The organism is Solwaraspora sp. WMMA2080 (genome assembly GCF_027497395.1).
Lineage (GTDB): Bacteria > Actinomycetota > Actinomycetes > Mycobacteriales > Micromonosporaceae > Micromonospora_E.
The window spans coordinates 1,974,850-1,997,408 of sequence record NZ_CP114910.1 but is presented as its reverse complement, the minus strand read 5'-3'; the positions used below and the strand labels follow the sequence as shown (position 1 = coordinate 1,997,408).

Genomic DNA, 22,559 nt, shown 5'->3' with positions numbered 1-22,559 from the left:
ACCATGGCGATCCACACCCCGATCGACACCGTACGCACACCGGCACCCGGCGGTCCGCCGCCGGGTGCCGGTGCGGCACGTCGGCTGCGCCGACGCAACACCCTGGCCGGCTGGAGCTTCATCCTGCCGAACTTCGTCGGCTTCGCCGCGCTCACCCTGGTGCCCGTCGTCGCCGCGCTGGCGCTGGCCTTCATGGAGTGGAACTCCTACAGCACCCCGGAATGGGTCGGGCTGGACAACTTCCGCCGGATGGTGGGCAGCGAGACCTTCTGGACCGCGCTGTACAACACCACCTACTACGCGCTCGGCCACATCCCGTTGACCCTGGTCGCCGCGCTCGGCTTCGCCGTACTGCTCAACCGGGCGCTGCGCGGCGTACGGTTCTTCCGTACCGCGTTGTTCTTCCCCTACATCACCGCGCTGGTCGCGGTGGCCGTGGTGTGGAACATGCTGTTCAACCCCGACGCCGGGCCGGTCAACCAGCTGCTGCGGGCGATCGGCGTCGACAACCCGCCGGGCTGGACCACCTCGACGACCTGGGCGATGCCGGCGGTCATCATCACCAGCGTCTGGCGGGACATGGGCTACTACATGGTGCTCTACCTGGCCGGGCTGCAGACCATCCCGGCCGAGCTGTACGAGGCGGCCCGCACCGACGGGGCGTCGGCCTGGCAGCGGTTCCGACACATCACCGTGCCGTCGCTGCGGCCCACCACCTTCTTCGTGCTGATCATGCTGACCATCTCCAGCTTCAAGGTGTTCGACCTGATCCAGGTGATGACCGAGGGCGGTCCGGGCCGCGCCACGCTGGTGCTGTCGCAGCTGATCTTCCGGGAGGGGATCACCCAGGGCCGGTTCGGCTACTCGTCGGCGATCGCCATGGTGCTGTTCGTGGTCGTCCTGGTGATCACCGTGGTCCAGTTCCAGCTGCAACGGAGGGGGGAACGATGAGCCTCGCCGTGCTGCGCCGGGCCGTCCTGCAGGTGCTGCTCACCGTCCTCGGCCTGGCCGTGCTGGTGCCGTTCGCCTGGATGCTGGTCTCCTCGGTCAAGCTGGACTCGCAGGTGCTCACCGTGCCGATCCAGTGGATTCCGCAGGAGTTCCACTTCGACAACTACGTCCGCATCTGGGACCGGATCCCGCTCGGCACCTACCTGTACAACTCGATGTTCCTCAGCGTCACCATCACCTTCCTTCAGGTGCTCACCGGCAGCTTCGCCGCGTACGGCTTCGCGAAGATCAGCTTCCCGGGCCGCGACCTGCTGTTCCTCGCCTACATCGCCACGATCGCCGTGCCGTGGCAGGCGTACATGGTGCCGCAGTACATCATCATGGAGCGGCTCGGTCTGGTGAACACCCACCTGTCGCTGATCCTGCTGCAGGCGTTCGGGGCGTTCGGCGTGTTCCTGATGCGGCAGTACTACCTGACCATCCCCGACGAGCTGACCGAGGCCGCCCGCATCGACGGCCTCAACGAGTACGGCATCTGGGCGCGGATCGTGCTGCCGTTGTCCAAGCCGGCGCTGGCCAGCCTGGCGCTGCTCACCTTCGTCAACACCTGGAACGACTACATGGGACCGTTCATCTACCTGACCAGCAACGACCTGTGGACCGTACAGATCGGGCTGCGGACCTTCATCGGGCTCTACGAGGCCGAGTACGCCATGATCATGACCGGTTCGGTGCTGTCGATCCTGCCGATCCTGCTCGTCTTCCTGTTCGGCCAGCGCTACTTCGTGCAGGGCATCGCCACCAGTGGGTTGAAATGACGGCGGCCGGGGTGCGGCAACCCGTCCGGCAACCGCTGCGGCCCTCGCTGGCCGCGCGGGTCAACGTCGGCGCGGACACCTGGTCAACGATCTGGTCACTGGTGCACCGGGTGCTGGTGGTCAACCTCGGGCTGGCCGTCACCAACCTGCCGCTGCTGGTCGCGCTGGCCGTGGTCGCCCAGCCGTGGCGCTACCCGGTCTTCTTCGGGCTGCTGTCGGTCAGCATCGGGCCGGCGGTCGCCGCAGCGTTCGGCTACCTGCGGCGGGCCGAGGACGACGACCGGGCACCGGTACGCGAGTACGTCCGCGCGTACCGGCGGAACTTCGCCGCAGCGACGCGGCGCTGGGCGGCGGCGACGGCGCTGGTGGCGGTCCTGGTGACCGACATCGTCTGGCTGCACGACGCCGGCACTGCGGCGGTGCTCGTACCGCTGCTGGTGGTGCTGACCGTGCTGGTGGCCGCCACGACGGTGCTGCTACTGGCCATGGTCGAGCTGGCCCCGGGCCTGGGCATGCGCGCGGCCGTCCGGGCCGCGGCCTGGTCGGCGGTACGCCGGGCGCCGCTGGGCCTGCTCAGCCTGGTCGTGCTGCTGGCCGCCCTGCTGTCGGTCAACCAGGCGCCGCTGCTGGCGCTGGCGACGCTGCCCGGCTGTGCGCTGCTGGTCGTCTGGGTCAACAGCCGCGCCGCACTGTCCGATGCCCTGCCCCTTGAATCGCCTCGGACGTACTAGCGTCGAGGGCGTGCGGAGTAACGATGAGAGCTACGAGCCGCTGACGGTGGCGGGGCTGGGCGCGCTGCTCGTCGGCGCTGACGAGGCGCGACGGTGGCGGTTGGTGGCGGAGTTCCTTGAGGAGCACCGCTGGGAGCCGGCGCAGGAGCGGGCCGCTTTGCTGGAGCAGGAGCCGGCTGTCACCGGTGACGAACACTGGGACGTGTTCCTGGCCGCGTTGACGGAACACCTGGCGACCAAGGATGGTCGCGGGGCACCGGCATGGGTCGAGGCACGATCACTGCGCCGGTTCTGGTTCCCGTTCAACACCCGGGCCGCCCGGGTCGACGCCGTGGTGCACGCCCCGGCGGCGTTCCGCCGTCGCGGAGTCTACGTATCGCCGCAGGAATTGAACGTCGCGTGAGCGCCGCTGATCCGCTCCTGGACCGCGCGGCGATCGAGGACACCTTCCGGCGGCTCGGAGATCGCCTGCACTGACGACAGCACCTGTTTGGTCATACAGGTGCTCCCGGCAGGTGAATGACGGGTCACGTGTCTCCTCGTCACTGCCGAGTTTCGCTACGGGCGAGCACGATGCTGGTCCGGCTCGACGGCGAGCTGAAACGCCTTCCTCCACGGGAACGCGGCACGTCGGTCGGTGCCGGTGCCTGGTGGGTGTGGTGTCCAGTCGTCGTCCGGGCCGGAGATGACCCGGACGCCTTCGGCCCGTAGGTCGGCGATGGAGCGTTGGAAGGGTGCACGGGCGGCCAGTGCGGCGTTGACGAACGGCACGATGACGGTGGGGACACCGCGTCCGATCAGTTCGGCGGTTGAGGTGAGCGGGTAGGTGTCGGCGACGCCGCAGGCGAGCTTGTTGACTGTGTTGTACGTCGCGGGTGCGATGATCACCGCGTCCACCGGTGGCAAGGTCCGCCGGCCGCCGACGTCCGGGGTCTGGTAGGTGCTGCGTACGGGGTTGCCGGTCAGCCCGGTGACGGCGGAGGCGTCGATGAAGTCGAGTGCACTGGTGGTTGCGACGACCGTCGTCGCCCACGACTGCTCCTGTGCCGCTTCAACGAGTCGGAGAACATCGGCGGCGGGCCCAGCACCGCACACAACAATCCGGAGGTGTCCTGAGGTCACAGCCGAATCCCTGCATTGGCGGCGAACTCGGTGACGTGGCTTCGTAGGTGCCCGCGTGACAGAGCGGCGAGGTTCTCGACGATGCGGTGCACCGCCGGGCGGGCACAGATCTCCTCCGGCGCGATCCCGAAGGCGGTCCGTAGCGCTGACAGCCCCTGCTCATGACGTCCCCACTGGGCGTACGCCTGTGCGACGTCGACCAACAAGGCTGCTTTGCGTTCCTTGAGGATGATCTTGTCGATCTGTACCTGGCGAGCGTAGGTGATGGCGGTGCCGGCGTCGCCGAGGGCGAGTGCAACGTTGACCCGGTGCTGCAGCACGTTGGTAGGGCCGAAGCCGGTCCACCGGTCGTTGCCGTCGTGCCCCAGCCGGTTGGCGGCCTGAGTCGCCTCGTCCAGCATGGTGGCGGCAACGTCGCGGTCTTCGATCCTTGCAGCGGCGATCGAGCCACGGAGCAGGAGCGCGCCGTAGACGGCGAGGGCGTGTTTGGAGTCGAGCCCGGTGACGTCACTGACGGTAGTGGCGGATACCTGCGCGAAGGTGACAGCTTGTCGGGTGTGGCCGTTGCTCATCAGCGCGTGGGTCATTATCCGTGCACTGGTGCCGATCGCGAGAGGATCGCCGCTGTCGAGTCCGTATCGGGTGCTGCGCTCGGCTGCCACAAGCGCCATCGAGGTGTCGCCGTGCTTCAGCAGCAGGCTACCGACGACGTGGTAGAGGTCGGCGGCGAGTGCATCGAGTACGGAACGCTCGCTTGCCTGCTGCGATCTCGCTGCGGTGAAGGCTGGGAGGAGGGTCACGAGCCGGTCGAGGGTGCGCCCGTAGTGGCATGCCTGGTAGTCACCCTTGACCTGAGCGACCTGGGCGGCGAGGTCCTGCGCGGAGTTGGGTGAACCAGGTCCGGCAGCATCACGGCCGGGAGACAACAGCACGTCGAGCAGGTGCGCCACGGTCGGGATCGCGGCGGCGCCTTTGACAGCCGTATCGGTCAGAAAATCTCTGCGCCGCACGTTCTCATCCTGGTCAAGATCGGGATTGCCTCCGCCGTCAGTATGAGCCAGACAACCGGCGTGGAGTGCGACGAGGGCAGCTGACTGACCCGTGGGTGCACCGCTGGTGCTCGCATCGCAGAGCTGTGCGAAACGCTGACGAGCCTCCGCCGACGCTTGGGCCAGGACGGTGCACAGCGCCGCCTGCATCTCGGCACGCAACTGGATGTCACGGCCTCGACTGCTCCACTTCGCCACGGTACGTCGCGCTGCCCCGAGATGCTCGGCGAAGTCGGTCACACTCATTCGTAGTGCCTTGCGTAGCGCGTTCGCTTCCCAACCGGTCCAGGCACTCACGGTCGTCATCTGCACGTCCTTTCGACGGGCAAGGCTCAGGTGCGTGCCGCTGATCGTAACCGTACGTAGGTTCACGGACGTGCACCGTCAGTGCACCGTGCGGACATTTCCGCTGAGGGTTCAACCGGCCAACCTGGACATGTGGCCCCGCCGCCGTGCACGCCTTTGAGCTGCGGCGGCGGGTGCCGGGCGGCGGCTCGGGGTTGACGTGGAGAGCCACCTCGGGTCGCCGCCCTTCCAACTCTCGTTGAGGGGGCAGCGTGTTCGGGAAGTGGTTTCAGCGTGCGGACGTGCCGGTGGATGTGGTTTATCCGGTGCCGGGCCGCCAGCGGTACGCCGACCGTACGGTGCCGCCGCCGGACCGTCGGCCGGCGACCCGTACCGATCGGGCGCAGCGCCGGGGTGGTAACGCCGGCCGGCACTACCTGCGATGAGGACACCCGGAACCGGCAAAGGGCCGGTGCACGAGCCGGTGCGTCCGTCGTGGTGCTGCGCGGTCTGTCCGGACGGGACGCCGTGGCCGTGTCCGCCGGGTCGGACGCAGTTGGCGGAGGCGTACGTCGGTGAGCCGCTGGCGCTGTCGATTGACGTCGGTGAGCTGCTGACCGTCGCCGCCGAGGAGGCCAGGATCACCGACCCGGCCGAGTTGTACGAACGCTTCGTGTCGTGGACCTGGATCGACGCGGGTGGCAGGCGATGAGCGTGGCCGTCGGGCGTCGGGTCGCCTTGTGGCGGGTCCGCCGGCAGATGACCCAGCAGGTGCTCGCCGACCGGATCGGCCGGTCGAAGAGCTGGGTGGAGAAGGTCGAGCGTGGTGTCCGGCGGTTGGACCGGTTCTCGTTGATCCGGCAGGTCGCCGAGGTGCTGCGGGTCGACCCGGCGGAGTTGATCGGCCCGGCCCGGCCATCGGAGCATGGCGGGGCGGTCGACGGGGTGGCGGCGGTCCGGGCGGCGCTGGCCAGCTACGAGGTGTTCACCGCCGCCGACAGCGGCCCGGCCGTGGAACGCGAGGCAACGCAGCAGGTCGAGCACGCCTGGTCGACGTACCAGCACGGCGACTATCCCCGGCTGCTGCGGATGACACCGGAGCTGCTGGACGCCGCCCGGCGGCTGCACGCCACCCGGCCTGGGCCTGGGGCGGAGTTGTTGGTGCGCGCGTACCGGATCATCGCGCTCGTGCTGGTCAAGGTCGGTGAACCTGAGCTGGCCTGGTTGGCGGCCGATCGGGCGCTTGCCGTGGCCGGCGGTGATCCGGTGCTGGCCGGGTCGGCGGCGGTGCCGCTCGGGCAGGCGCTGCGCGGGTTGGGCCAGGACCGGTTGGCGATGACGACGACGGTCGCCGCCGCCGACCGCATCGCGACGGCATCGGTCGAGTGCGGCCCGGTGTACGGGACGTTGCTGCTGCAGGCCGGGTTGGCCGCTGCCGGCTGCGGCGAAACCCGCAGCGTCGACGAGCTGCTCGGCCGGGCCGCTGACGTCGCTGGCCGAATCGGTGACGGGCTGGACTACCGTACTGCGAGCTTCGGCCCGGCGGCCGTCGAGCTGGCGCACGTCGTGGCGGCCGTGGAGTCGGGCGACGCCCGGCAGGCGGTACGCCGGCACGAGACTGCCACCCGGCAGCTGACATGGCGTGGGCTGCCGGCCGAGCATCGGGCGGCGTACCTGGTGGATGCCGCGCGGGCACACCTCGGCGTCGGTGACTTCGCGGCGGCGGGACGGTGGCTCGTCGAGGCGGACCGCGTCGCACCGGCTGAGATCCGCTGCCGGCCCTCCGCCCGTACGGTCGTGGCTGAGATTGCCCGGTGCGGGCCGGACACGGCCGGCGTCGCCCGGCTGGCGACGGCGCTCGGGCTGACGACCGGCGTTTCGTGACGAGGGAACCTGTATGACCCTCAACCCGCCAGTTCTTCGACAATGCAGGTTCCCTCGTCGGCGTCAGCCGGGTGGGCTGCGTCACCGCGTTCCTCGGCGAGGTGGAAAGCGCTGATCCATGCCTCGGTACGCGCACGTTCGGTCGCCAGCGCGGTGGAGAAGCCGGCGGAGATTTTCGACCGTGAGGTCGAGTGGGACGAGCTGGTCCGGTTCGCGCGCCTGCCGCAGGGCGGGGCCACGCTGGGAGTGGTCTCCGGTCGTCGTCGTCAGGGCAAGACGTTCCTGCTCGACGCGCTGGTACGGGCGGCTGGCGGGTTCTTGTTCACGGCTACCGAGTCGTCCGAGGCTGACGCGCTGCGCCAGTACGGTGAGGCGCTCGGTGACTATCTGGGTGAGGCGACGCCGCTGCGGTTTGCGGACTGGGACGAGGCGGTCACCCGGACGATGACACTCGCCCCTGCCGGGCCACTGCCGGTGGTGATCGACGAGTTTCCGTTCCTGGCCCGCGTCAGTCCGGCGCTGCCCTCGATCATCCAGCGGGCGCTCGACCCGGCGGGACAGCGGTCGAACACCCAGGTACGGCTGCTGTTGTGCGGTTCGGCGCTGTCGTTCATGGGCAACCTGTTGTCCGGCGCCGCGCCGCTGCGTGGACGGGCCGGCCTGGAGTTGGTGGTCCGGACTCTGGACTACCGGTCTGCGGCCCGGTTCTGGGGGATCGCCGACCCACGCACCGCCCTACAGGTCAACGCGATCGTCGGCGGCACCCCCGCCTATCGGCACGAGTTCACGCAGGACGACTCACCGGCCGGGCCGGACGATTTCGACGACTGGGTGGTGCGTGCCGTGTTGAACCCGGCCCGCCCGCTGTTCCGGGAGGCCCGCTACCTGTTGGCGGAGGAGCCGGACATCCGCGACCCCGCGTTGTACCACTCGGTGCTGGCGGCGATCGCGGACGGTCGTACCCGGCGTGGGGAGATCGCCAACTTCCTGGGTCGGCAGCCGTCCGACCTGGCCCAGCCGCTGGGTGTACTAAAGGACGTCGGCCTGGTCGTGCGGGAGACCGACGCGTTCAAGAGCAACCGGGGCGTCTACCGGATTGCCGAGCCACTGCTCGTCTTCTACCACGCCGTAATGCGGCCGGCGTGGGGCGACCTGGAGCGCTCGGGTCGGTCCCGGCAGGTCTGGCCCCGGCTGCAGCGCACGTTCCTGAGCAAGGTCGTCGGGCCGCACTTCGAAACGATCTGCCGCGAATGGGCCCGGTGGGAAGCCGATCCGGACGTTCTTGGCGGTGTTCCGACCCGGGTGGCTGCCGGTGTCGTCAACGACCCCGCCGCCCGCACGCGGCACGAGGTGGACGTGGCGGTATTCAGCCGTGACGAGCAGGGCCATGAGGAACTCCGCGCGATCGGCGAGGCCAAGTGGCAGGAGGCCGTCGGGACCGGTCACCTGCGACGCCTGGTACACATCCGTAGCCTGTTGGCCGGTCGCGACGGGGTCCGGGCCGACCGGTGCCGGCTGCTGCTGTTCAGCGGCGGCGGCTTCGCCGACGACCTTCGCGCCGTGGCGGCCACGGACCCCGGCGTCCAGCTCGTCGACCTGGATCGCTTGTACGCGGCGAACCGATCCTGAGCGAACGACGTCAGCTCGACCGTTCGGCCTGACGTAGCACCCGGAGCAGGTCCTCGACCAGGTCCTCGGCGCTGGCGCGGCCCTTTCCGTCGGCCGCCAGGTGGCCGCTGATGGACAGATCGGCGGCGCCGTGCGCCAGCGCGCGGACCAGAGCGGCGGCCCGTTCCGGGTCACCTGCGGGCAGGGCCCCGGCCGCCTGGGCCTCGGCGGTCAGCTCGACGAGTCGCCGCCAGGTGGCGCCGGCCCGCTCGTGCAGGTCGGCGGAGGCGTGCATCGACCACCCGTAGACCAGCGCGAACCGTCGCGGATGGTGCTGTGCCCAGCGTACGTAGTCGAGCAGGACGTGTCGCAGCAGCGCGGCGGCCTCGGTCCGTGGCGTCGGTGTCGCCGTCATGACCCGTTCGAGCCGGTCGAATTCCTGGATGGCGACGGCCTCCAACAGCGCCTGCTTGTCGGTGAAGTGCTTGTACGGCGCGTTGTGTGACACCCCGGCCCGACGTCCAACCTCCCGCAGGGTGACCCGCTCCGGGCCGCCCTCGTCGAGCAGTGCGGTCGCTGCGGCGACGAGGTCGTCCCGGGTGCTCATCGTCCGATCCTAGATCAGGTTGACGCTGTCAACCTGGGCGACGTAAGGTCAGGTTGACAACGTCAACCTGTCGAAGGGTTCACTCTGATGAGAACCGTCGTCATCACCGGGGCCACCACCGGCCTCGGGCTGCGCGTCGCCGGGCGGCTCGCCGCCCAGGGCTGGCACGTCGTGCTCGGTCACCGGGCAGAGAGCCGGGGAGAAGCGGCGGCCCGGCAGATCCGTCGCCGGACCCCTGCGGCGAGCCTCGAACTGCTCCGGATCGACCTGGCCGACCTGCGATCGGTCGCCGACGCGGCCGAGGAACTGCGCCGGTCCGGGCAGCGTCCGCCGCTGCATGCCATCGTCGGCAACGCCGGCATCCAGGTCATCGACGGGGTACGCCGGTCCGCCGACGGCTACGAGCTCACCTTCGCGACCAACCACCTCGGTCATCACCTGCTCGTCACCGGACTGCTCGACGACCTGGCCGCCGGGGCCCGGATTGCGATCGTCAGCAGTGGCACCCACTGGCGGGAGAAGAGCATGGGCTTCCCGGAGCCGCGTTGGACGAGCGCCCGCGAACTCGCCGACCCGTCCGACGCCGACGCCACCCCGACGGCGGGCCGGGTCCGCTACTCCACCTCGAAGTTGGCGAACATCTACTTCGTCTACGAGCTCGCCCGCCGACTGGACGGACGGCCGATCAGCGTCAACGCGTACGACCCGGGGCTGATGCCCGACACCAGCCTCTCCCGCGACTACCCGACGCTCGCTCGGACCGGTTTTCGGATGGCCGCCCCGCTGATCAGCGCGCTGCTGCCCGGCGCGCGCAGCTCCCGGGCCTCCGCCCGGCACCTGGCCGACCTGGTCAGCGACGCCCGGTTCGACGGCACCACCGGTGCGTACCTGGAGGGTCCGAAGGTCGCCCCGTCGTCACCCGAGTCATACGACGTCGCCCGGGCGCGGCGGCTCTGGGACGACAGCGAGCAACTGATCGACCAGGCGCTCGCCCGCCGTTGAGTCGGGTGGGGCCGGTCCGGGTCGCCTCACCAGCTGCCATGTTACGGTTGATGTTCGGGAAGTCCTGAACATTCGTGATGATGGCGTTCTTCGATGGTGGCGGTCCTCATGATGGGGCGTTCTCGGCGAGGAAGGAGATGCACGTGGATCCGGACGCCGGGCGGCGGTACGCCGAAGAGGTCGGTGTCGCCCTCGCCCAGATGGGCACCACCCCTGCGTTCGGCAAGTTGCTCGGCTGGCTGCTGATCTGCGACCCGCCGGGCCAGACCACCGCGCAACTGTGCGAGGCGGTCGGGCTGTCCAAGGCATCCGTCTCGGCCGGGATGCGGGCGCTGGAGCAGTCCGGCATGGTGCGCCGGGTGCCGACCAGCGGCCGGGGCCACGCGTACGAGATGCACCCGGACGCCTTCGCCCGGGCGATCGACCCGACCGACAAGATGCGCACCTTCATCGACCTGATGCAGCGTGGCATCGATCTCGTCGGCGACGCGGACGCCCCGGAGGCGGACCGGCTCCGGCACACCCGCGACTTCTACACCTTCATGATCGAACGGACGCCCGCGCTGATGGAGGAGTTCCGGCGCCAGACCAAACGGGACGTGTGACGGTGCGGGTCCTGATCGTCACCGTCGGGTCTCGCGGTGACGTCCAGCCGTACCTGGCGCTCGGCACCGGGCTGCGGGCGGCCGGTCACGACGTCACCCTGGCCACCTGCGCCCGATTCCGGTCCTTCGTCACCGACCACGGCCTGGCGTACGGCCACCTCGGCGACGAGATCCTGCAACTGCTCGACTCGGCGGCGGGTCGCGCCGCGATGGAGGACACCACCGGACTTCTCGGCTCGGTCAAGACCAACATCCGGCTGGCCCGGCGGGCCAACCCGATCAACCGGGGCCTGCTGGCCGATGTCTGGCAGGCGGCCCGCCAGGCCGACCCGCAGGTGATCGTCTACCACCCCAAGGCGCTGGCCGGCCCGCACGTCGCCGAGAAACTCGGCGCGCCGGCGGTGCAGGCGGTCCCCGTTCCGATGTCCGTGGCGACCGGCGACTTCCCGCTGATCGGCGCACCTGCGCTGCCGCTCGGCCGCGCGTACAACCGGCTCACCTACCGGCTCGTCGGTGCCGGCTACCGGATGTACGACGGCATGGTGAACACCTTCCGCCAGGAGACGTTGTGCCTGGCCCGACGTAGGGGTGCGGCCCTGGCCACCCGGCTGCCCGACGGGCGGCCGATCCCGGTGCTGCACGCGGTCAGCGGTCATGTGCTGCCGCGCCCGGCCGACTGGCCCGGGCACGCCCAGCTCACCGGATACTGGTTCCTCGACGATGCCACCGGCTGGCAGCCACCGGCCGAACTGGTCGACTTCCTCGACGCCGGCGACCCACCGGTGTACGTCGGCTTCGGCAGCATGGCCGGGCGGGATCCGCAGCGCCTCACCCGCGTCGTCGCCGAAGCGCTGCGCCTGGCCGGCGTACGCGGCATCGTCGCCACCGGCTGGGGCGGGCTGGACGCGGCTGGCCTGCCGGGCAACGTCCTGCCCATCACCCAGGCACCGCACGACTGGTTGTTTCCCCGGGTGTCCGCCGTGGTGCATCACGGCGGTGCCGGCACCACCGCCGCCGCGCTGCGCGCCGGCCGGCCCTCGGTGATCTGCCCGTTCATCCTGGACCAGTTCTTCTGGGGTCGGCGAGTGGCGGCGCTCGGCGCGGGCAGCGCCCCGGTTCCGCAGTCGACGATCACCGCGCAGCGGCTCGCGGCCGCGATCCGCCAGGTCAGCACCGACGTCGATGTCCGGGATGCGGCGGCCGGGTTGGGGCGGCGGCTCACGGCCGAGGACGGCGTCGCGAGCGCGGTGGCGCGGATCGAAGCCGCAGCGGCGTGACCGACCCCGAATAGTCGACGTTCACGGTCCCGAGTCGGGTTCAGGCGCACGATGAACCAGATCGCGTGCACGGCCCGGTCGCTGCGGCTCTCCAGCAGGTGCGGGCGGGACGAGTCGAACACCATGCTGTCCCCGGCGCCGAGCACGACCTCCTGGAAGCCGACCTGGCAAGGTCAGCTCACCCTCCATGATGTAGGCGTGCTCGTGGCCGGTGTGCCGCTGGACCCGGCCGGACACACTGGACTTCGCCCCCGGTGGGTAGGCGACCGCGACGGGTTGCCGGCCCCAGTTCGAGGACGGCGAGTTCATCGAGTCCCGTCGTCCCTGAGGGTTCGTGATCTGCTTCTGGCCACCACGCGTCAGGGGCGAAGGTGTGCCCGTATGCATAGCCGACTACGTCGGTGCTGATCTCCACGACGATGGTGGAGAAGCCGGGCCGGGAGGACTCCTCTAGAGGTCTACGAGATGCGGGCGATAGTGAGGCAGGTCGGCTGGAGCGGACGGACGTGAACAGCGGCAGTGCCGTGGCAACGACCTGGCAGGCATCAGTCTGGTTACCTTCGACCAGCAACAAGAGGCCGAGGCGGACGCTGTAGTAGGCGCGGCTGCGCTGGGACTTGAATCATCCATCCACAGCGGATTGCATCGCACTGGCGGCCTGCTCGGGTCGTTGAGGGGGTGTCGTGTACGGGAAGTGGTTTCAGCGTGCGGATGTGCCGGTGGATGTGGTGTATCCGGTGCCGGGTCGAGCGGCGGAGCCGCGTCGCCGCAGGTCCGGGAGGTGTACGGGACGTTGCTGCTGCAGGCCGGGTTGGCCGCCGCCGGCTGCGGTGAAACCTGCAGCGTCGACGAGCTGATCGCACAGGCTGATGAGGTCACCAGGCAGATCGGGGACGGCCCGAACTACCTGCAGGCGAGTTTCGGACCGGCCGCCGTCGACTTCAAAGCGGGGGGACGGTAGTTGGTCGAGGCGGACCGCGTCGTACCGGCTGAGATCCGCTGCCGGCCCTCCGCCCGTACCCTCGTGGCGGAGATTGCCCGGTGCGGGCCGGACACTGCCGGCGTTGCCCGGCTGGCGACGGCGACCGGGCTGACGACCGGCGCCTCACGACGAGGGAACCGCTATGCCCCTTGAACCGGCGGGTTGAGGGTCATGGCGGTTCCCTCGGTGGCGTCGGCCGCCGTGCCGAGTACGCGGATCTGGTCGCCGGGCCGGATGACGCCACCGACCACGACGCGGGCGTAGAGGCCACGCAGCCGGGCCTGGCGACCCTGCTCACTCCAGACCAGCTTGTGCGCGTCCCGCCCGTAGCGGTTGGCGAACTTCGCACACCCGTTGTGCGGTTCGGCCGTCACCTCGATGACCGCCTCGTCGCCGACCGCCAGCCGGGTGCCGGCGGGCAGTGCGTCGGTGTGCAGGTCGAGATCGGCGAAGAGCTGGTCGCCGGCCAGCCCCCAGTGCTGCGGGTCGTCGCCGGCGACCAGCCGGACGAGCCGGGAGTTCATCACGGTGAGCTGCCGATCCGGGTGCGCCGACCCGTCACTGGTCTTCGAGCTGCCGCGCTGCGCCCAGCTGTCGCCCACCAGCCCGTCGGTGATGTCGAGCGTCCCTTCGGCTAGCAGCTCCCGCTCGTCGACGGCTGGCCGGCGGACCACGAGGTCCAACCTGCCGGAGCCGCGTGGGGAGCGGGCCACCTCCGTGAGCCCGGCGGTGAGCTCGGCGGCGGGCAGGTGACGGGGCGCCGTGGTGTGCGCCGTGGGCCGGTCCATGCCCGTAGTGTGCCAGAGCTTTTTCGCGTCGTCGCCTGCTGTCTGGCCGACCGCGTTCCCGCCGACTGAAGCTTCGTGATCGGTTCTGTTTCTTTGTGACCACCTTGCGCCGCCGCGCAGGGCGGCCGGCTGCGGTTACTGGCACCACGATGCCAACCGGGACTACCTGAGGGCGCACCTGGCCCGTGCGGTGTGGTCGATTGTGATCGGACGCGATCGAGTCTGTTCATTCCTGTTATTGACTGGTGTCTTTCGATCGATTTACTGTCGCGAGACCAGCCGTGCATCGGACAGAAACATGCGGTCGGCAGAAGGAGACATTCATGGGACGTGGATCGGCCGTCGCAGCCCTGCTCGTGCTCGGGATGATCGCGCCAGCTCAACTGGTCGGTGGTACGTCTACCGCTGCGGCTGCACCTGCGGCTGCGGCGACCGTCGACATCACCGTGGACGCGAGCCTCGTCGCGGCCGACAACGTCAACGGCCTGACCTTCAAGGGCTTCGGTGTGCTGAGCGCGAACAGCACCAGCGCCGTGCTGATGGACTACAAGGCCCAGCACCCCGAGACCTACGCGCGGCTGCTGCGGGTTCTCTTCGGGGGCGACCGACCCGTCATGAGCCACGTCAAGATCGAGATGGGCAACGACCGGAACAACTCGACCGGACCCGACCCGGCCACCATGCGCCGGGAGACGGAGCCGGCGAACGTGGCCCGGCACCCGGGCTTCCAACTGGCCGCCGACGCCAGGAAGGTCAACCCCGACGTCAAGGTCAGCATCCTGCGGTGGAACGCGCCGGCGTGGGCGAACACCAACGACAAGATCTACACCTGGTACAAGAACACCATCCTGGCGGCCTACCGCGAGTACGGCTTCATGGTCGACTACGTCAACCCCGGGGTGAACGAGCACACGGCCGATCTCACCTGGACCAAGCAGTACGCGAACCAGGTGCGCAGCGACACCACCGGCTACGTCAGCGACGATCCCGCACTGGCCGGCTTCCGTCCCGGCGAGGCGCAGCTCTACCACCAGATCCAGGTCGTCATCTCCGACGAGGTCGGCATCGGCAGCTTCGGCGGCGCGATGGTCGGCGACGCCGAGCTGCGCGACGCAGTCGCGGTGGCCGGCTACCACTACAACACGAACGACGACGGTCAGCAGAACTTCACCCGGCTTGCCGAGCAGTTCGACAAGGAAATCTGGAACAGCGAAGCGCAGGCCACCTTCAGCAACTCGTCCTTCCGACAGAACAACAACACGGCAGACCCGACCGTGCCGGGCACCGGCATCGGCGGCACGGGCAGCGCGCTGGAGATGGCCAACACCATCGTCAAGGGCTTCGTGATGTCGCGGCGGACGCACTTCGTCTACCAACCCGCCATCGGCTCGTTCTTCGAAGGCGGTCAGTACTCCTTCAAGGAGCTCGTGTCCGCCCGCGACCCGTGGTCAGGGTGGATTCACTACGACGCGGGACTCGCCGTGCTGCAGCACTTCACCAGCTTCGCGCAGACCGGTTGGGAGAACGACTCCAACACCGCCGGGGTCTGGCGGGCTGTCCCGCAGGCCAGCGCCTCCACCGCCACCGGCACCAACCCGGTCGTCGGGCGCAACGGTCAGCCCAACTACCTCACCATGGCCGCGCCGGACCGGTCGGACTTCTCGACCGTGATCGTCAACGACTCCGAGTACGCACGGACCTATGAGATCACGCCGGTCGGCTTCGATCTAGGGGTCGACCCGAAACTCGCCGTCTGGCAGACCCGGGCTACCGGCGGCGGCGAGGCGTTCGACGCCAACTACAAGCGCCACGTCGCCGATGCGGTACCCGGCGTCACCGGCGGCTACCAGGTCAGCGTCGAACCATACTCCATCGTCACCGTCACCTCGCTCGACGTCACCGCAGATCCGGAGTGGGCCACGCCGCTTCCGGTCGAGGGCGAGCGCACGGTGCTCGACGCCGACCCGGAGCACGGCGTGCTGTGGGCCGACGACTTCGACTACGTCGGCCGGACCGTGCCGGTGATCGGTCCGGGTGGCGTCGTCACGAGCCAGACCGAGAGCTTCATCGACTCCCGTGGCGGCGACACGGGCGCCATCCCGCTGTACACCTGGGACCGGAACGGTGCCTTCGAGACGGTGCGGACCGGCGACGGGAACAACGTGCTGCGCCAGCAGATCGACCGGGCGACGACCGGTGTCGGCGGTGCCTGGAACAGCGCCGATCCCGTCACCGGCGTCGGTGATCTGCGCTGGACCAACTACCAGGCGGGCGTCGACGTGCGGTTCGACCGGGGCCCGGCGTCGGACAACTACGCGGCCATCGGCGCGCGTTCGACCGGCGGCGGCAGCTCACACAGTCTGAGCGGCACACCCTATGCGTTGCTGCTGGCCTCCGACGGGACCTGGCAGTTCCGCCGTACCGGTAGGACGATCTCCGGCGGGACCGTCGCCGGATTCGACGCCACCGCCTGGCACCGGTTGGCGATCCGGGTCGCCGGTCACCAGATCACCGGCTTCGTCAACGGCGACCAGGTGTTCAGCTGGACCGACGACCTGCCGTACCTGTCCGGTCGCGTCGACCTCGCCAGCGGCTTCCACCACACCCGGTTCGACAACCTGACGATCGAGCGGGTGCCGGGCCACCTGCCGTACTACCGCGAACTCCTCGACAACCTGGAGATGAACGACCTGGCCGACCCGCCGGCCGCCCGGCTCGCCTACAGCGGAGACTGGCGGCACGCCAACGGCGGCAGCATGTACGAGTATCATCGCTCGTCGTCGACCAGTCGGGGGCCCGGTGCCTCCCTCGCGTACACGTTCACCGGTTCCGGGATCGACGTCATGGGAGTCAACGACGGCAGCGCCCGGCTCGACGTGCGGGTCGACGGCGAACTCGTCGCGACGAACCTGCCGACCAGGTCCGTCACCAACTTCCAGCAGACCGTGGCCGTGCGAGGACTGCCGTGGGGTCGGCACACTGTGACCTTTGAGGTGATCGCCGGGACGCTGGTGGTCGACTCGGTCGGTGTCCTGGGGACGCCGGCAACCGAGCCGGCGTCGAGCGATGCTGTCAGCCAGGCGTTGGCGGTAGCCTCGCGGATCGAGCGGACCGAGGACTTCACCGACCGGGACTGGGCGCTGCTGCAGTCCACCATCGCGATGGCCGGTCGTGCGGTGGCTGACCCGGCGGGTTATCGGCTCGACGGGGAGGGCGCCCGGCAGATCGTCTCCCGGCTTCAGGCGGCCAGCTACCCGCTGGCCAATCGGGTGGCCGCGCTGCCGCAGGTCTGGCGGGCGACCTTCCTCGGCCAGGTGCCGGGCGACCTGCCGGCGACGCTGCCCGCCGCGCTCACCGACGGCACCACCCGGGATCTCGCGGTGACCTGGGATCTCGACGGACTCGACGTCAGCCAGGCGTGGACGACGGTCGCCGTCCGGGGCAGCCACGGTGGTGCCACCACGACCGCCTGGGTCGAGGTCGTGCCGCCAGGGCTGAGGTACTTCGCGGACGTCAACGGGACCGCAACCGGCACCCTGGGCTACAACTCGCCGGCCCACGCGGCGGTCGCCGAACTGCTGGGCGACGATCTGCGCAACGGCGCACCCGACCAGGTCCTCGAAGGCGATGCGACCTGGGGCCTCGGGGCGTACAACGCCGCCGGCGACCGTGACATCCGGTACAAGGGGATCGTCGCTGGTGACTACAGCAAGACGACCACCACGGGGGTGTACACGGCCAACCAGGTGGGGGCGATCCTCAGCTACACCTTCACCCTGCCGGCGGGTCGCCACACGATCGTGGCGGGCAGCCACTCCTGGTGGCCCGGCAACAGTCGCGGCTACGACGTGTTCCTGGACTATGACGGTGCCGCGCACCAGGTCGGAGCGCAGGTCACCCTCGACACCGCCACGCCGTCGAGGGTGTTGAGCTACGACATCGACCTGGCCGCGGCCGGACCGGTGACCATCCGGCTGCGGGCGACCAACAACCAGTCGCCGATGCTGTCGTGGGCCGCTGCGGTCGAGGGGGTCTACTCCGTGTCGTACGACGTCAACGGCGGCATCGGCACGGCACCCGAGGCGCGCAATGGTTTGTTGCGGACCGATGCTGGTCTGGACGCGCCGGGCACCGGTCTGCGCAGGCCCGCGTTCGAGTTCGCCGGTTGGAACACTGCCGCCGACGGCAGCGGCACCACGGTGACCGCCGCGACCGAGGTGTCGGCCCTGGCCCAAACCGCGGCGACGCTGTACGCCCATTGGACGCCGGTGGTACCCACCTGGGAGCCGTCGCAGGTTTACACCGAGGGTGATCTCGTGTACCACGCCGGCCGTGCGTACCAGGCCCAGTGGTGGACGAGGAACCAGGTACCGGGTGCCACGCAGCGGGGTGCCTGGGCCGAGCTCGGTGCCTACCAGCACTGCGGCAGCGATTTCTACCCGGAGTGGACGTCGTCGTGGATCTACACCGGCGGCGAGACCGTCGAGCATGACGGGCAGCTGTGGACCGCACAGTGGTGGACGCGGGACCAGCAACCTGCCGCCTCCGGGTGGGGCCCCTGGAAACGGGTTGGTGCCTGCTGATCCCGCTCCGCCCGCCCGTCCCGCGCCGATCATGTCTGCCGGCCCCGGCCAGCTCGTCGACGGCCGGTGTGAGCGCGGTCCGGGCGCGGCGCAGCACCGTACGGTCGTCGAGGGCGATCGCGGCCTGTGCGGTGAGGCACCACAACGCCTCGGCCAACGGGTCGCGCGCTGGGTCCGGGGTCTGCCGCAGCGCCGTCGCCGCGTCGGCCGGCCGGTCCCGCGTCAGCAGCAGGACCGGGCGCGCCCAGGGCCGGTAGCGACCCCAGCCGGTGTCGTCGTGGAAGCGGATCGCCTCTACTGCGCCGGCTCGGTGATTGGTCCGTACCCGTATCCGTGGATGGTGCGGACCTTCCAACGGGTCATTGGCGACGAGGCGCGTGGCCAGTGCGCCCGCGAGCTGGTCAACGCGGTGCCGGACCACGTCGTGGCCTGCGTCGGCGGTGGCTCCAACACCGCCGGCACCTTCGCCGGTTTCGTCGATCGGTGCGGCTCTCGTCGGCTCGCGCCGCAGCCCAGTTGCGAATCGCGCCGGGCGAGCACGCGCTGCGGCTGGAGCGACTGCGTGAGTTCGCCGGCCGTCCCGCGATTTACCAGGTCTCCTGGGTACGCCAACCGCACGCCGACCGGCTCCGCAGCCGCTCGGCCGCCCCGGTGGCCCGGGTGAGCGCGGTCCTGACCTCGGCCGCTCCCCGGCCACACTTGATCATGTAGAAGAGGAAGAGGTTGATCGACGCCACGGACAAGGCGTACACGTACACGTCCTGCAGCGCGCCCTGGTAGACCGCGAGCCCGATCGTCCAGACGATCCCCGCGTAGAACAGCGAGGACGGCGTCCACTCCGCGAACGACGCGAGCCCGGTGACCTTCGCGTCGCTCGGCGGTACGGTGCTCAGCCCACGCCGACGTGCGTCCGCCAGGGCACGTCGGGCGAACAGGAGGACGGCGCTGTTGGTGAACAGCGACAGGGTCTGGCCGATGGCGCTGTTGATCGGCCACAGCCGGGGGTCGTAGAGCACGATCGGCAGCACCAGGACAGCGCCGGTGACCGTCTGTATCCGGATGGCGAACTGGGCGAGGGCTGCGCGGACGGTGAGGCCGCCGGCCCGCCAGCCGGCGGCCAGCGGATTCATGCTGGCGAAGATGTTGTGGTAGTACTTCGCCGACACCATCGCGTACGTCAGACCGACCAGCAGGGCCGGCGCGTTCGCCTCGATGTCCGGTATCGAGTACCCGGGAGCGCGTAGCGAGTCGAGGACCGGGAAGTGATCTTCCGAGCCGCCCAGCATCCGTTGCAGGGACTCCACCATCCGGTTGCCCCAGGACCAGTCGAACTGCCGGATGATCCAGATGAGGGTGATGGCGCAGGTCACCGCCCAGGCCACGGAGGAGAGCCAGGACCAGGCCAGCAACCGGGCTGCGGCGAGGGCCGACGCACGGCCGGCGGCACCCGGCTCAGCCCGGCGCGTCCGGTAGATGCGACGCAGCTGACCGGGGGCACCGGCGAGTGGTCGGAACAGTCCGAGGGTCAGTCGGGTCTGGAACAGTTCCCAGGTGCCTCGGACCAGCCGGTCGTCGGTCGGCGGCGTCCGGGCCGCCTCGGCGTCGAGTTCCGCAGCGAACGTGTCGTGGAGTCGGGCGTACCGGGAGACGTCCGGTGCCGGTTGCTGTTCTTCACCGGCTGCGGCGTGCCGCTCGGCGGGGTCGGTGTCCGGCGAGAACAGCAGCAACCGATGGTCCGGGTGGGTGTCGATGAGGTCCTCGATGAACCGGGCCAGCAGCGGCGCGTGGGCGTAGAACTCGTCTGGAACGACATCACCCGGTTCCCCGCCACCGAACATGGTCAGCAACTTGCCCAGCGAATAGACGTCGGACTTGTCACCCGCCGTCCCGTCGGCCTTCACCTCAGGAGCGACGAACTGTCCGTCCGGGCCTTCGAGTGCGCCGAAGGCGTACGTGTACAGGTAGTTCGCGCCGATGTCGATCAGCCGGAAAACGGGTCGGCCGTCCCGGTAGGTCACCATGATGTTCGACGGGGCGAGGTCGCCGTGCCCCCGCCTGGTCGGCTCGGTGGGGTGGTTGCCGGCGTTGAGGAACCGGTCGAGCTCCGCGAGCGCCAGGAACGCGGCCGTGCCGTAGTCCCGCAGGTCGGCCAGGAGCGCGAACCGGTCGACCGAGGTCTCGCCGAGGCCCTGGTCGTCGCCGGATGTCGCCGAGCGTCCGGGGCGGGCACGTCGCGCGGTGCGGCGTCGCGCGGTGCGTTCCCGCCACACCTCGTGCAGCGGACGCCCGGCGACGAAGTCCATCAGGATCCAGCTGTGCGAGCTGGCCCAGACCGCGACCAGATGTTCCGCCTGGGCACCGGCGAGATCGTAGAGCCCGGCGTACGCCTTCGTCGTGCTCGCGATGCGCGGGATCCGCAGGTACGGGTAGAGAATCAATTTGAGGGCGAAGGGTCGACGCAGCCCGCCCCGTCGCGTGCCGGACCCGCGCAGGATCAGCGAGGTGGTGCCGTGCTCATGGAATTCGAGGGTGTCGAAGTCGACTCCGGCGGTCCACTCGGACCCCGCGACGGCATCCTGACCGGCATGGTCCGGAAGCGGTCCGCCGACCGGCCGGTACAGCTCGCGGATCGTCTCGCGTACCGGCCGCTGCCGGACGAGACGCCCGCACACGCCGGGACAGTCGTGACCGGGTGGGGGTGTGCTCCCGTCGGTGGTACCCGCCCGGGCCGGCGCGGCGGCGGTTCGGCGGTCACTCGATTCGGCCAGGCCGGTCAGAGTGATCAACAGCAGCGCCAGGAAGCCGACCGTCTGCCGACGCGGCGGCGGCAGGTCGGCGGCACCATCGGCGAGCCGGTCGCAGTGCCGCGCCAGTCCGTCGAGGACCGCCTTCCAGCTGCCTGGGCGGAACCGGTCGTCGAAGGACCGCTGATCGAACGGCACGTCACGCAGCAGCGCCCGCCAGGAGGTCAGGTCATCGGCCGTCGGTCGGTTCGTCGCCGTCGTCCGCCGCCCGGCGGCCGACTCACCGCCGGCCGGCAGCAGCAGTTTCGCCAGCCGGTCGAGCTCCGGACCGGGCGGCGTGGGTGGTCGGGAAAGCTCCTCGACCAACTGGTCGAGGGTCGGTTGTCCGGCCATCAGCGCTGGTCCACGACCATCAGACGGGGTACCGCGTGCAGTCGTCCCGACCGGAGCAGATCCACCGGCCGTCCCTCGACCGCGCAGTACATCAGGGAGTACGCCCGGCGCGCCGCGCTGATCAGCAGGTGCGAGCGCAGTTCGTGCCGCTTGACCTCGGTGTCCTCGGGCAACGGGGCGAGGTCGAGGACGTACGGCGGCAGCTGGCTCGCGGTGCCGCGCCGGGCGGCGAGGTCGACCTGGTCGCGGAGCCGTTGCCGGACCGAGGCCAGGTAGGCGGCACCCAGCCCTTCCTTGATTCTCTCCAGGTAACGGCAGGTGTACCGGTGCTGCAGACCGAGCCCGCCATTGCCGCTGCGCATGGGCCGGGTACTCAGGGAGAGCACGTGGGTGCATCCGTCGCGCAGCGCGAGTCGGAACGGCAGCGCGGTGACCACGCCACCGTCGAGAGCCCGCCAGCCTCGGAACTGCGCCGTTCCCCGTACGGCGATCGGCAGCCAGGCGGAGGCCAGCAGCGCTGCCTTGAGGTCGGCACGGTCGGAGAAATCGGATACCAGCCGGGTGGAAATTGCATCGACATCGGTGATAGCTACATGAAGTGGGAGGTCGGCTGCCAGAACGCGGTCATAGGCGAGCGGCTTGATGATCTCGACGATCTCTCCGAACGCGTAGTCGAGATCGAGGATGTTCCCGCCACGCAGGCCGCGGGTGAAGTCGATGAACCGGCGGCTGGTCAGATCGTCGTAGTAGATCGAAACGGGGTACCAGGTCCCGCCGGCGAGGAAATAGGCGCTGTTCACCGCGCCGGACGAGCAGCCGTACACCGCGTCGAACGCGTCGCTGAAACCCTGGTCCTCCAGCGTCGCGAGCATCGACGCCGAGACGACTCCCCGCATCCCGCCACCCTCGACCGCGAGGCCGACCTTCGCCGTGTCACCGTGATCGCGGGCACCGGGCCGGCTGCCGGAGTCGCGCCGTTTCCGAATGATCTTGAGCACCGGGTGCTCGGCGTCCCAGGGCTGCATCTCGATGGCGTCCGGTGACTCGCCCACGATCTCAACCGACCTTATTGGCGGAGCCGTGACCGGTGGGCGACACCATCGACGATGGACTCACTCTATCTATGTTGC

At 69.8% G+C, this 22,559-nt stretch carries 19 protein-coding genes and 2 pseudogenes; 15 read left to right on the top strand and 6 right to left on the bottom strand.

All coding sequences use genetic code 11. The annotated features are described in order from the left end of the window. The first annotated feature begins 3 nt into the window (after positions 1–3). From O7543_RS09020 to O7543_RS09005, 4 genes are read left to right on the top strand one after another with little or no spacing between them, the layout of a single operon-like run. Positions 4–951, top strand: a complete 948-nt coding sequence (locus tag O7543_RS09020) for a sugar ABC transporter permease (protein ID WP_281554237.1) — start codon at positions 4–6, stop codon at positions 949–951. Then, entirely contained in the window at positions 948–1,769 is an 822-nt protein-coding gene (locus O7543_RS09015; RefSeq protein WP_281554238.1) for a carbohydrate ABC transporter permease, read from the top strand. The genes O7543_RS09020 and O7543_RS09015 overlap by 4 nt, the downstream gene beginning before the upstream one ends. A gap of 11 nt (positions 1,770–1,780) precedes the next feature. Continuing rightward, entirely contained in the window at positions 1,781–2,500 is a 720-nt protein-coding gene (locus tag O7543_RS09010) for a DUF624 domain-containing protein (protein ID WP_281554239.1), read from the top strand. Between the two features lie 10 nt (positions 2,501–2,510). Further along, positions 2,511–2,903, top strand: coding sequence for a hypothetical protein (locus O7543_RS09005; RefSeq protein ID WP_281554240.1), 393 nt, complete (start codon positions 2,511–2,513; stop codon positions 2,901–2,903). A gap of 155 nt (positions 2,904–3,058) precedes the next feature. Here the strand turns inward: O7543_RS09005 and O7543_RS09000 are convergent, their stop codons facing one another. Beyond that, entirely contained in the window at positions 3,059–3,622 is a 564-nt protein-coding gene (locus O7543_RS09000; protein WP_281554241.1) for a flavoprotein, read from the bottom strand. Beyond that, on the bottom strand, positions 3,619–4,977 hold the full coding sequence (locus O7543_RS08995; protein WP_281555536.1) for a hypothetical protein: 1,359 nt from the start codon (positions 4,975–4,977) through the stop codon (positions 3,619–3,621). The genes O7543_RS09000 and O7543_RS08995 overlap by 4 nt, the downstream gene beginning before the upstream one ends. 281 nt (positions 4,978–5,258) lie before the next feature. Between O7543_RS08995 and O7543_RS08990 the strand changes: the two genes are divergently transcribed. The 4 genes from O7543_RS08990 (at position 5,259) to O7543_RS08975 (ending at position 8,469) form a co-directional block, all read left to right on the top strand. Next, the gene (locus tag O7543_RS08990; RefSeq protein ID WP_281554242.1) at positions 5,259–5,402 is read left to right on the top strand and encodes a hypothetical protein; all 144 of its coding nucleotides are present in this window, start codon (positions 5,259–5,261) and stop codon (positions 5,400–5,402) included. Continuing rightward, entirely contained in the window at positions 5,399–5,668 is a 270-nt protein-coding gene (locus O7543_RS08985; RefSeq protein ID WP_281554243.1) for a hypothetical protein, read from the top strand. Before O7543_RS08990 ends, O7543_RS08985 begins: the two co-directional genes overlap by 4 nt. Further along, complete coding sequence (locus tag O7543_RS08980; RefSeq protein WP_281554244.1) at positions 5,665–6,840, top strand: helix-turn-helix domain-containing protein; 1,176 nt, start codon at positions 5,665–5,667, stop codon at positions 6,838–6,840. The genes O7543_RS08985 and O7543_RS08980 overlap by 4 nt, the downstream gene beginning before the upstream one ends. A 153-nt stretch (positions 6,841–6,993) precedes the next feature. Continuing rightward, positions 6,994–8,469, top strand: a complete 1,476-nt coding sequence (locus O7543_RS08975; RefSeq protein WP_281554245.1) for an ATP-binding protein — start codon at positions 6,994–6,996, stop codon at positions 8,467–8,469. Positions 8,470–8,479: 10 nt separating this feature from the next. On the opposite strand, the gene O7543_RS08970 is transcribed toward O7543_RS08975, so the two are convergent. Beyond that, positions 8,480–9,055 (bottom strand): TetR/AcrR family transcriptional regulator, encoded by a 576-nt coding sequence (locus O7543_RS08970; protein ID WP_281554246.1) that lies wholly within the window; start codon positions 9,053–9,055, stop codon positions 8,480–8,482. A gap of 87 nt (positions 9,056–9,142) precedes the next feature. Between O7543_RS08970 and O7543_RS08965 the strand changes: the two genes are divergently transcribed. From O7543_RS08965 to O7543_RS08950, 4 genes are all read left to right on the top strand, one after another. After that, the gene (locus O7543_RS08965) at positions 9,143–10,057 is read left to right on the top strand and encodes an SDR family NAD(P)-dependent oxidoreductase (RefSeq protein ID WP_281554247.1); all 915 of its coding nucleotides are present in this window, start codon (positions 9,143–9,145) and stop codon (positions 10,055–10,057) included. Positions 10,058–10,200: 143 nt separating this feature from the next. Then, the gene (locus tag O7543_RS08960) at positions 10,201–10,662 is read left to right on the top strand and encodes a MarR family transcriptional regulator (RefSeq protein ID WP_281554248.1); all 462 of its coding nucleotides are present in this window, start codon (positions 10,201–10,203) and stop codon (positions 10,660–10,662) included. Further along, positions 10,659–11,939, top strand: coding sequence for a glycosyltransferase (locus O7543_RS08955; RefSeq protein ID WP_281554249.1), 1,281 nt, complete (start codon positions 10,659–10,661; stop codon positions 11,937–11,939). The genes O7543_RS08960 and O7543_RS08955 overlap by 4 nt, the downstream gene beginning before the upstream one ends. 781 nt (positions 11,940–12,720) lie before the next feature. Continuing rightward, positions 12,721–12,900 (top strand): hypothetical protein, encoded by a 180-nt coding sequence (locus O7543_RS08950; protein ID WP_281554250.1) that lies wholly within the window; start codon positions 12,721–12,723, stop codon positions 12,898–12,900. A 161-nt stretch (positions 12,901–13,061) separates the two neighbouring features. On the opposite strand, the gene O7543_RS08945 is transcribed toward O7543_RS08950, so the two are convergent. Next, the gene (locus tag O7543_RS08945) at positions 13,062–13,709 is read right to left on the bottom strand and encodes an MOSC domain-containing protein (RefSeq protein WP_281554251.1); all 648 of its coding nucleotides are present in this window, start codon (positions 13,707–13,709) and stop codon (positions 13,062–13,064) included. Positions 13,710–14,032: 323 nt separating this feature from the next. Between O7543_RS08945 and O7543_RS08940 the strand changes: the two genes are divergently transcribed. The 3 genes and pseudogenes from O7543_RS08940 to O7543_RS30180 all read left to right on the top strand — a co-directional run. After that, positions 14,033–18,292, top strand: a complete 4,260-nt coding sequence (locus O7543_RS08940) for a carbohydrate-binding protein (protein WP_281554252.1) — start codon at positions 14,033–14,035, stop codon at positions 18,290–18,292. A 304-nt stretch (positions 18,293–18,596) separates the two neighbouring features. After that, positions 18,597–18,773 (top strand): annotated as a pseudogene (locus tag O7543_RS08935) (tryptophan synthase subunit beta); the annotation flags it as partial. 2 nt (positions 18,774–18,775) lie between these two features. Next, positions 18,776–18,856 (top strand): annotated as a pseudogene (locus O7543_RS30180) (hypothetical protein); the annotation flags it as partial. Positions 18,857–18,879: 23 nt separating this feature from the next. Here the strand turns inward: O7543_RS30180 and O7543_RS08930 are convergent. Together O7543_RS08930 and O7543_RS08925 are read right to left on the bottom strand one after the other, a co-directional pair. Next, the gene (locus tag O7543_RS08930) at positions 18,880–21,429 is read right to left on the bottom strand and encodes a hypothetical protein (protein ID WP_281554253.1); all 2,550 of its coding nucleotides are present in this window, start codon (positions 21,427–21,429) and stop codon (positions 18,880–18,882) included. Then, the gene (locus tag O7543_RS08925) at positions 21,429–22,481 is read right to left on the bottom strand and encodes a patatin-like phospholipase family protein (RefSeq protein ID WP_281554254.1); all 1,053 of its coding nucleotides are present in this window, start codon (positions 22,479–22,481) and stop codon (positions 21,429–21,431) included. The genes O7543_RS08930 and O7543_RS08925 overlap by 1 nt, the downstream gene beginning before the upstream one ends. Between the last annotated feature and the right edge of the window lie 78 nt (positions 22,482–22,559).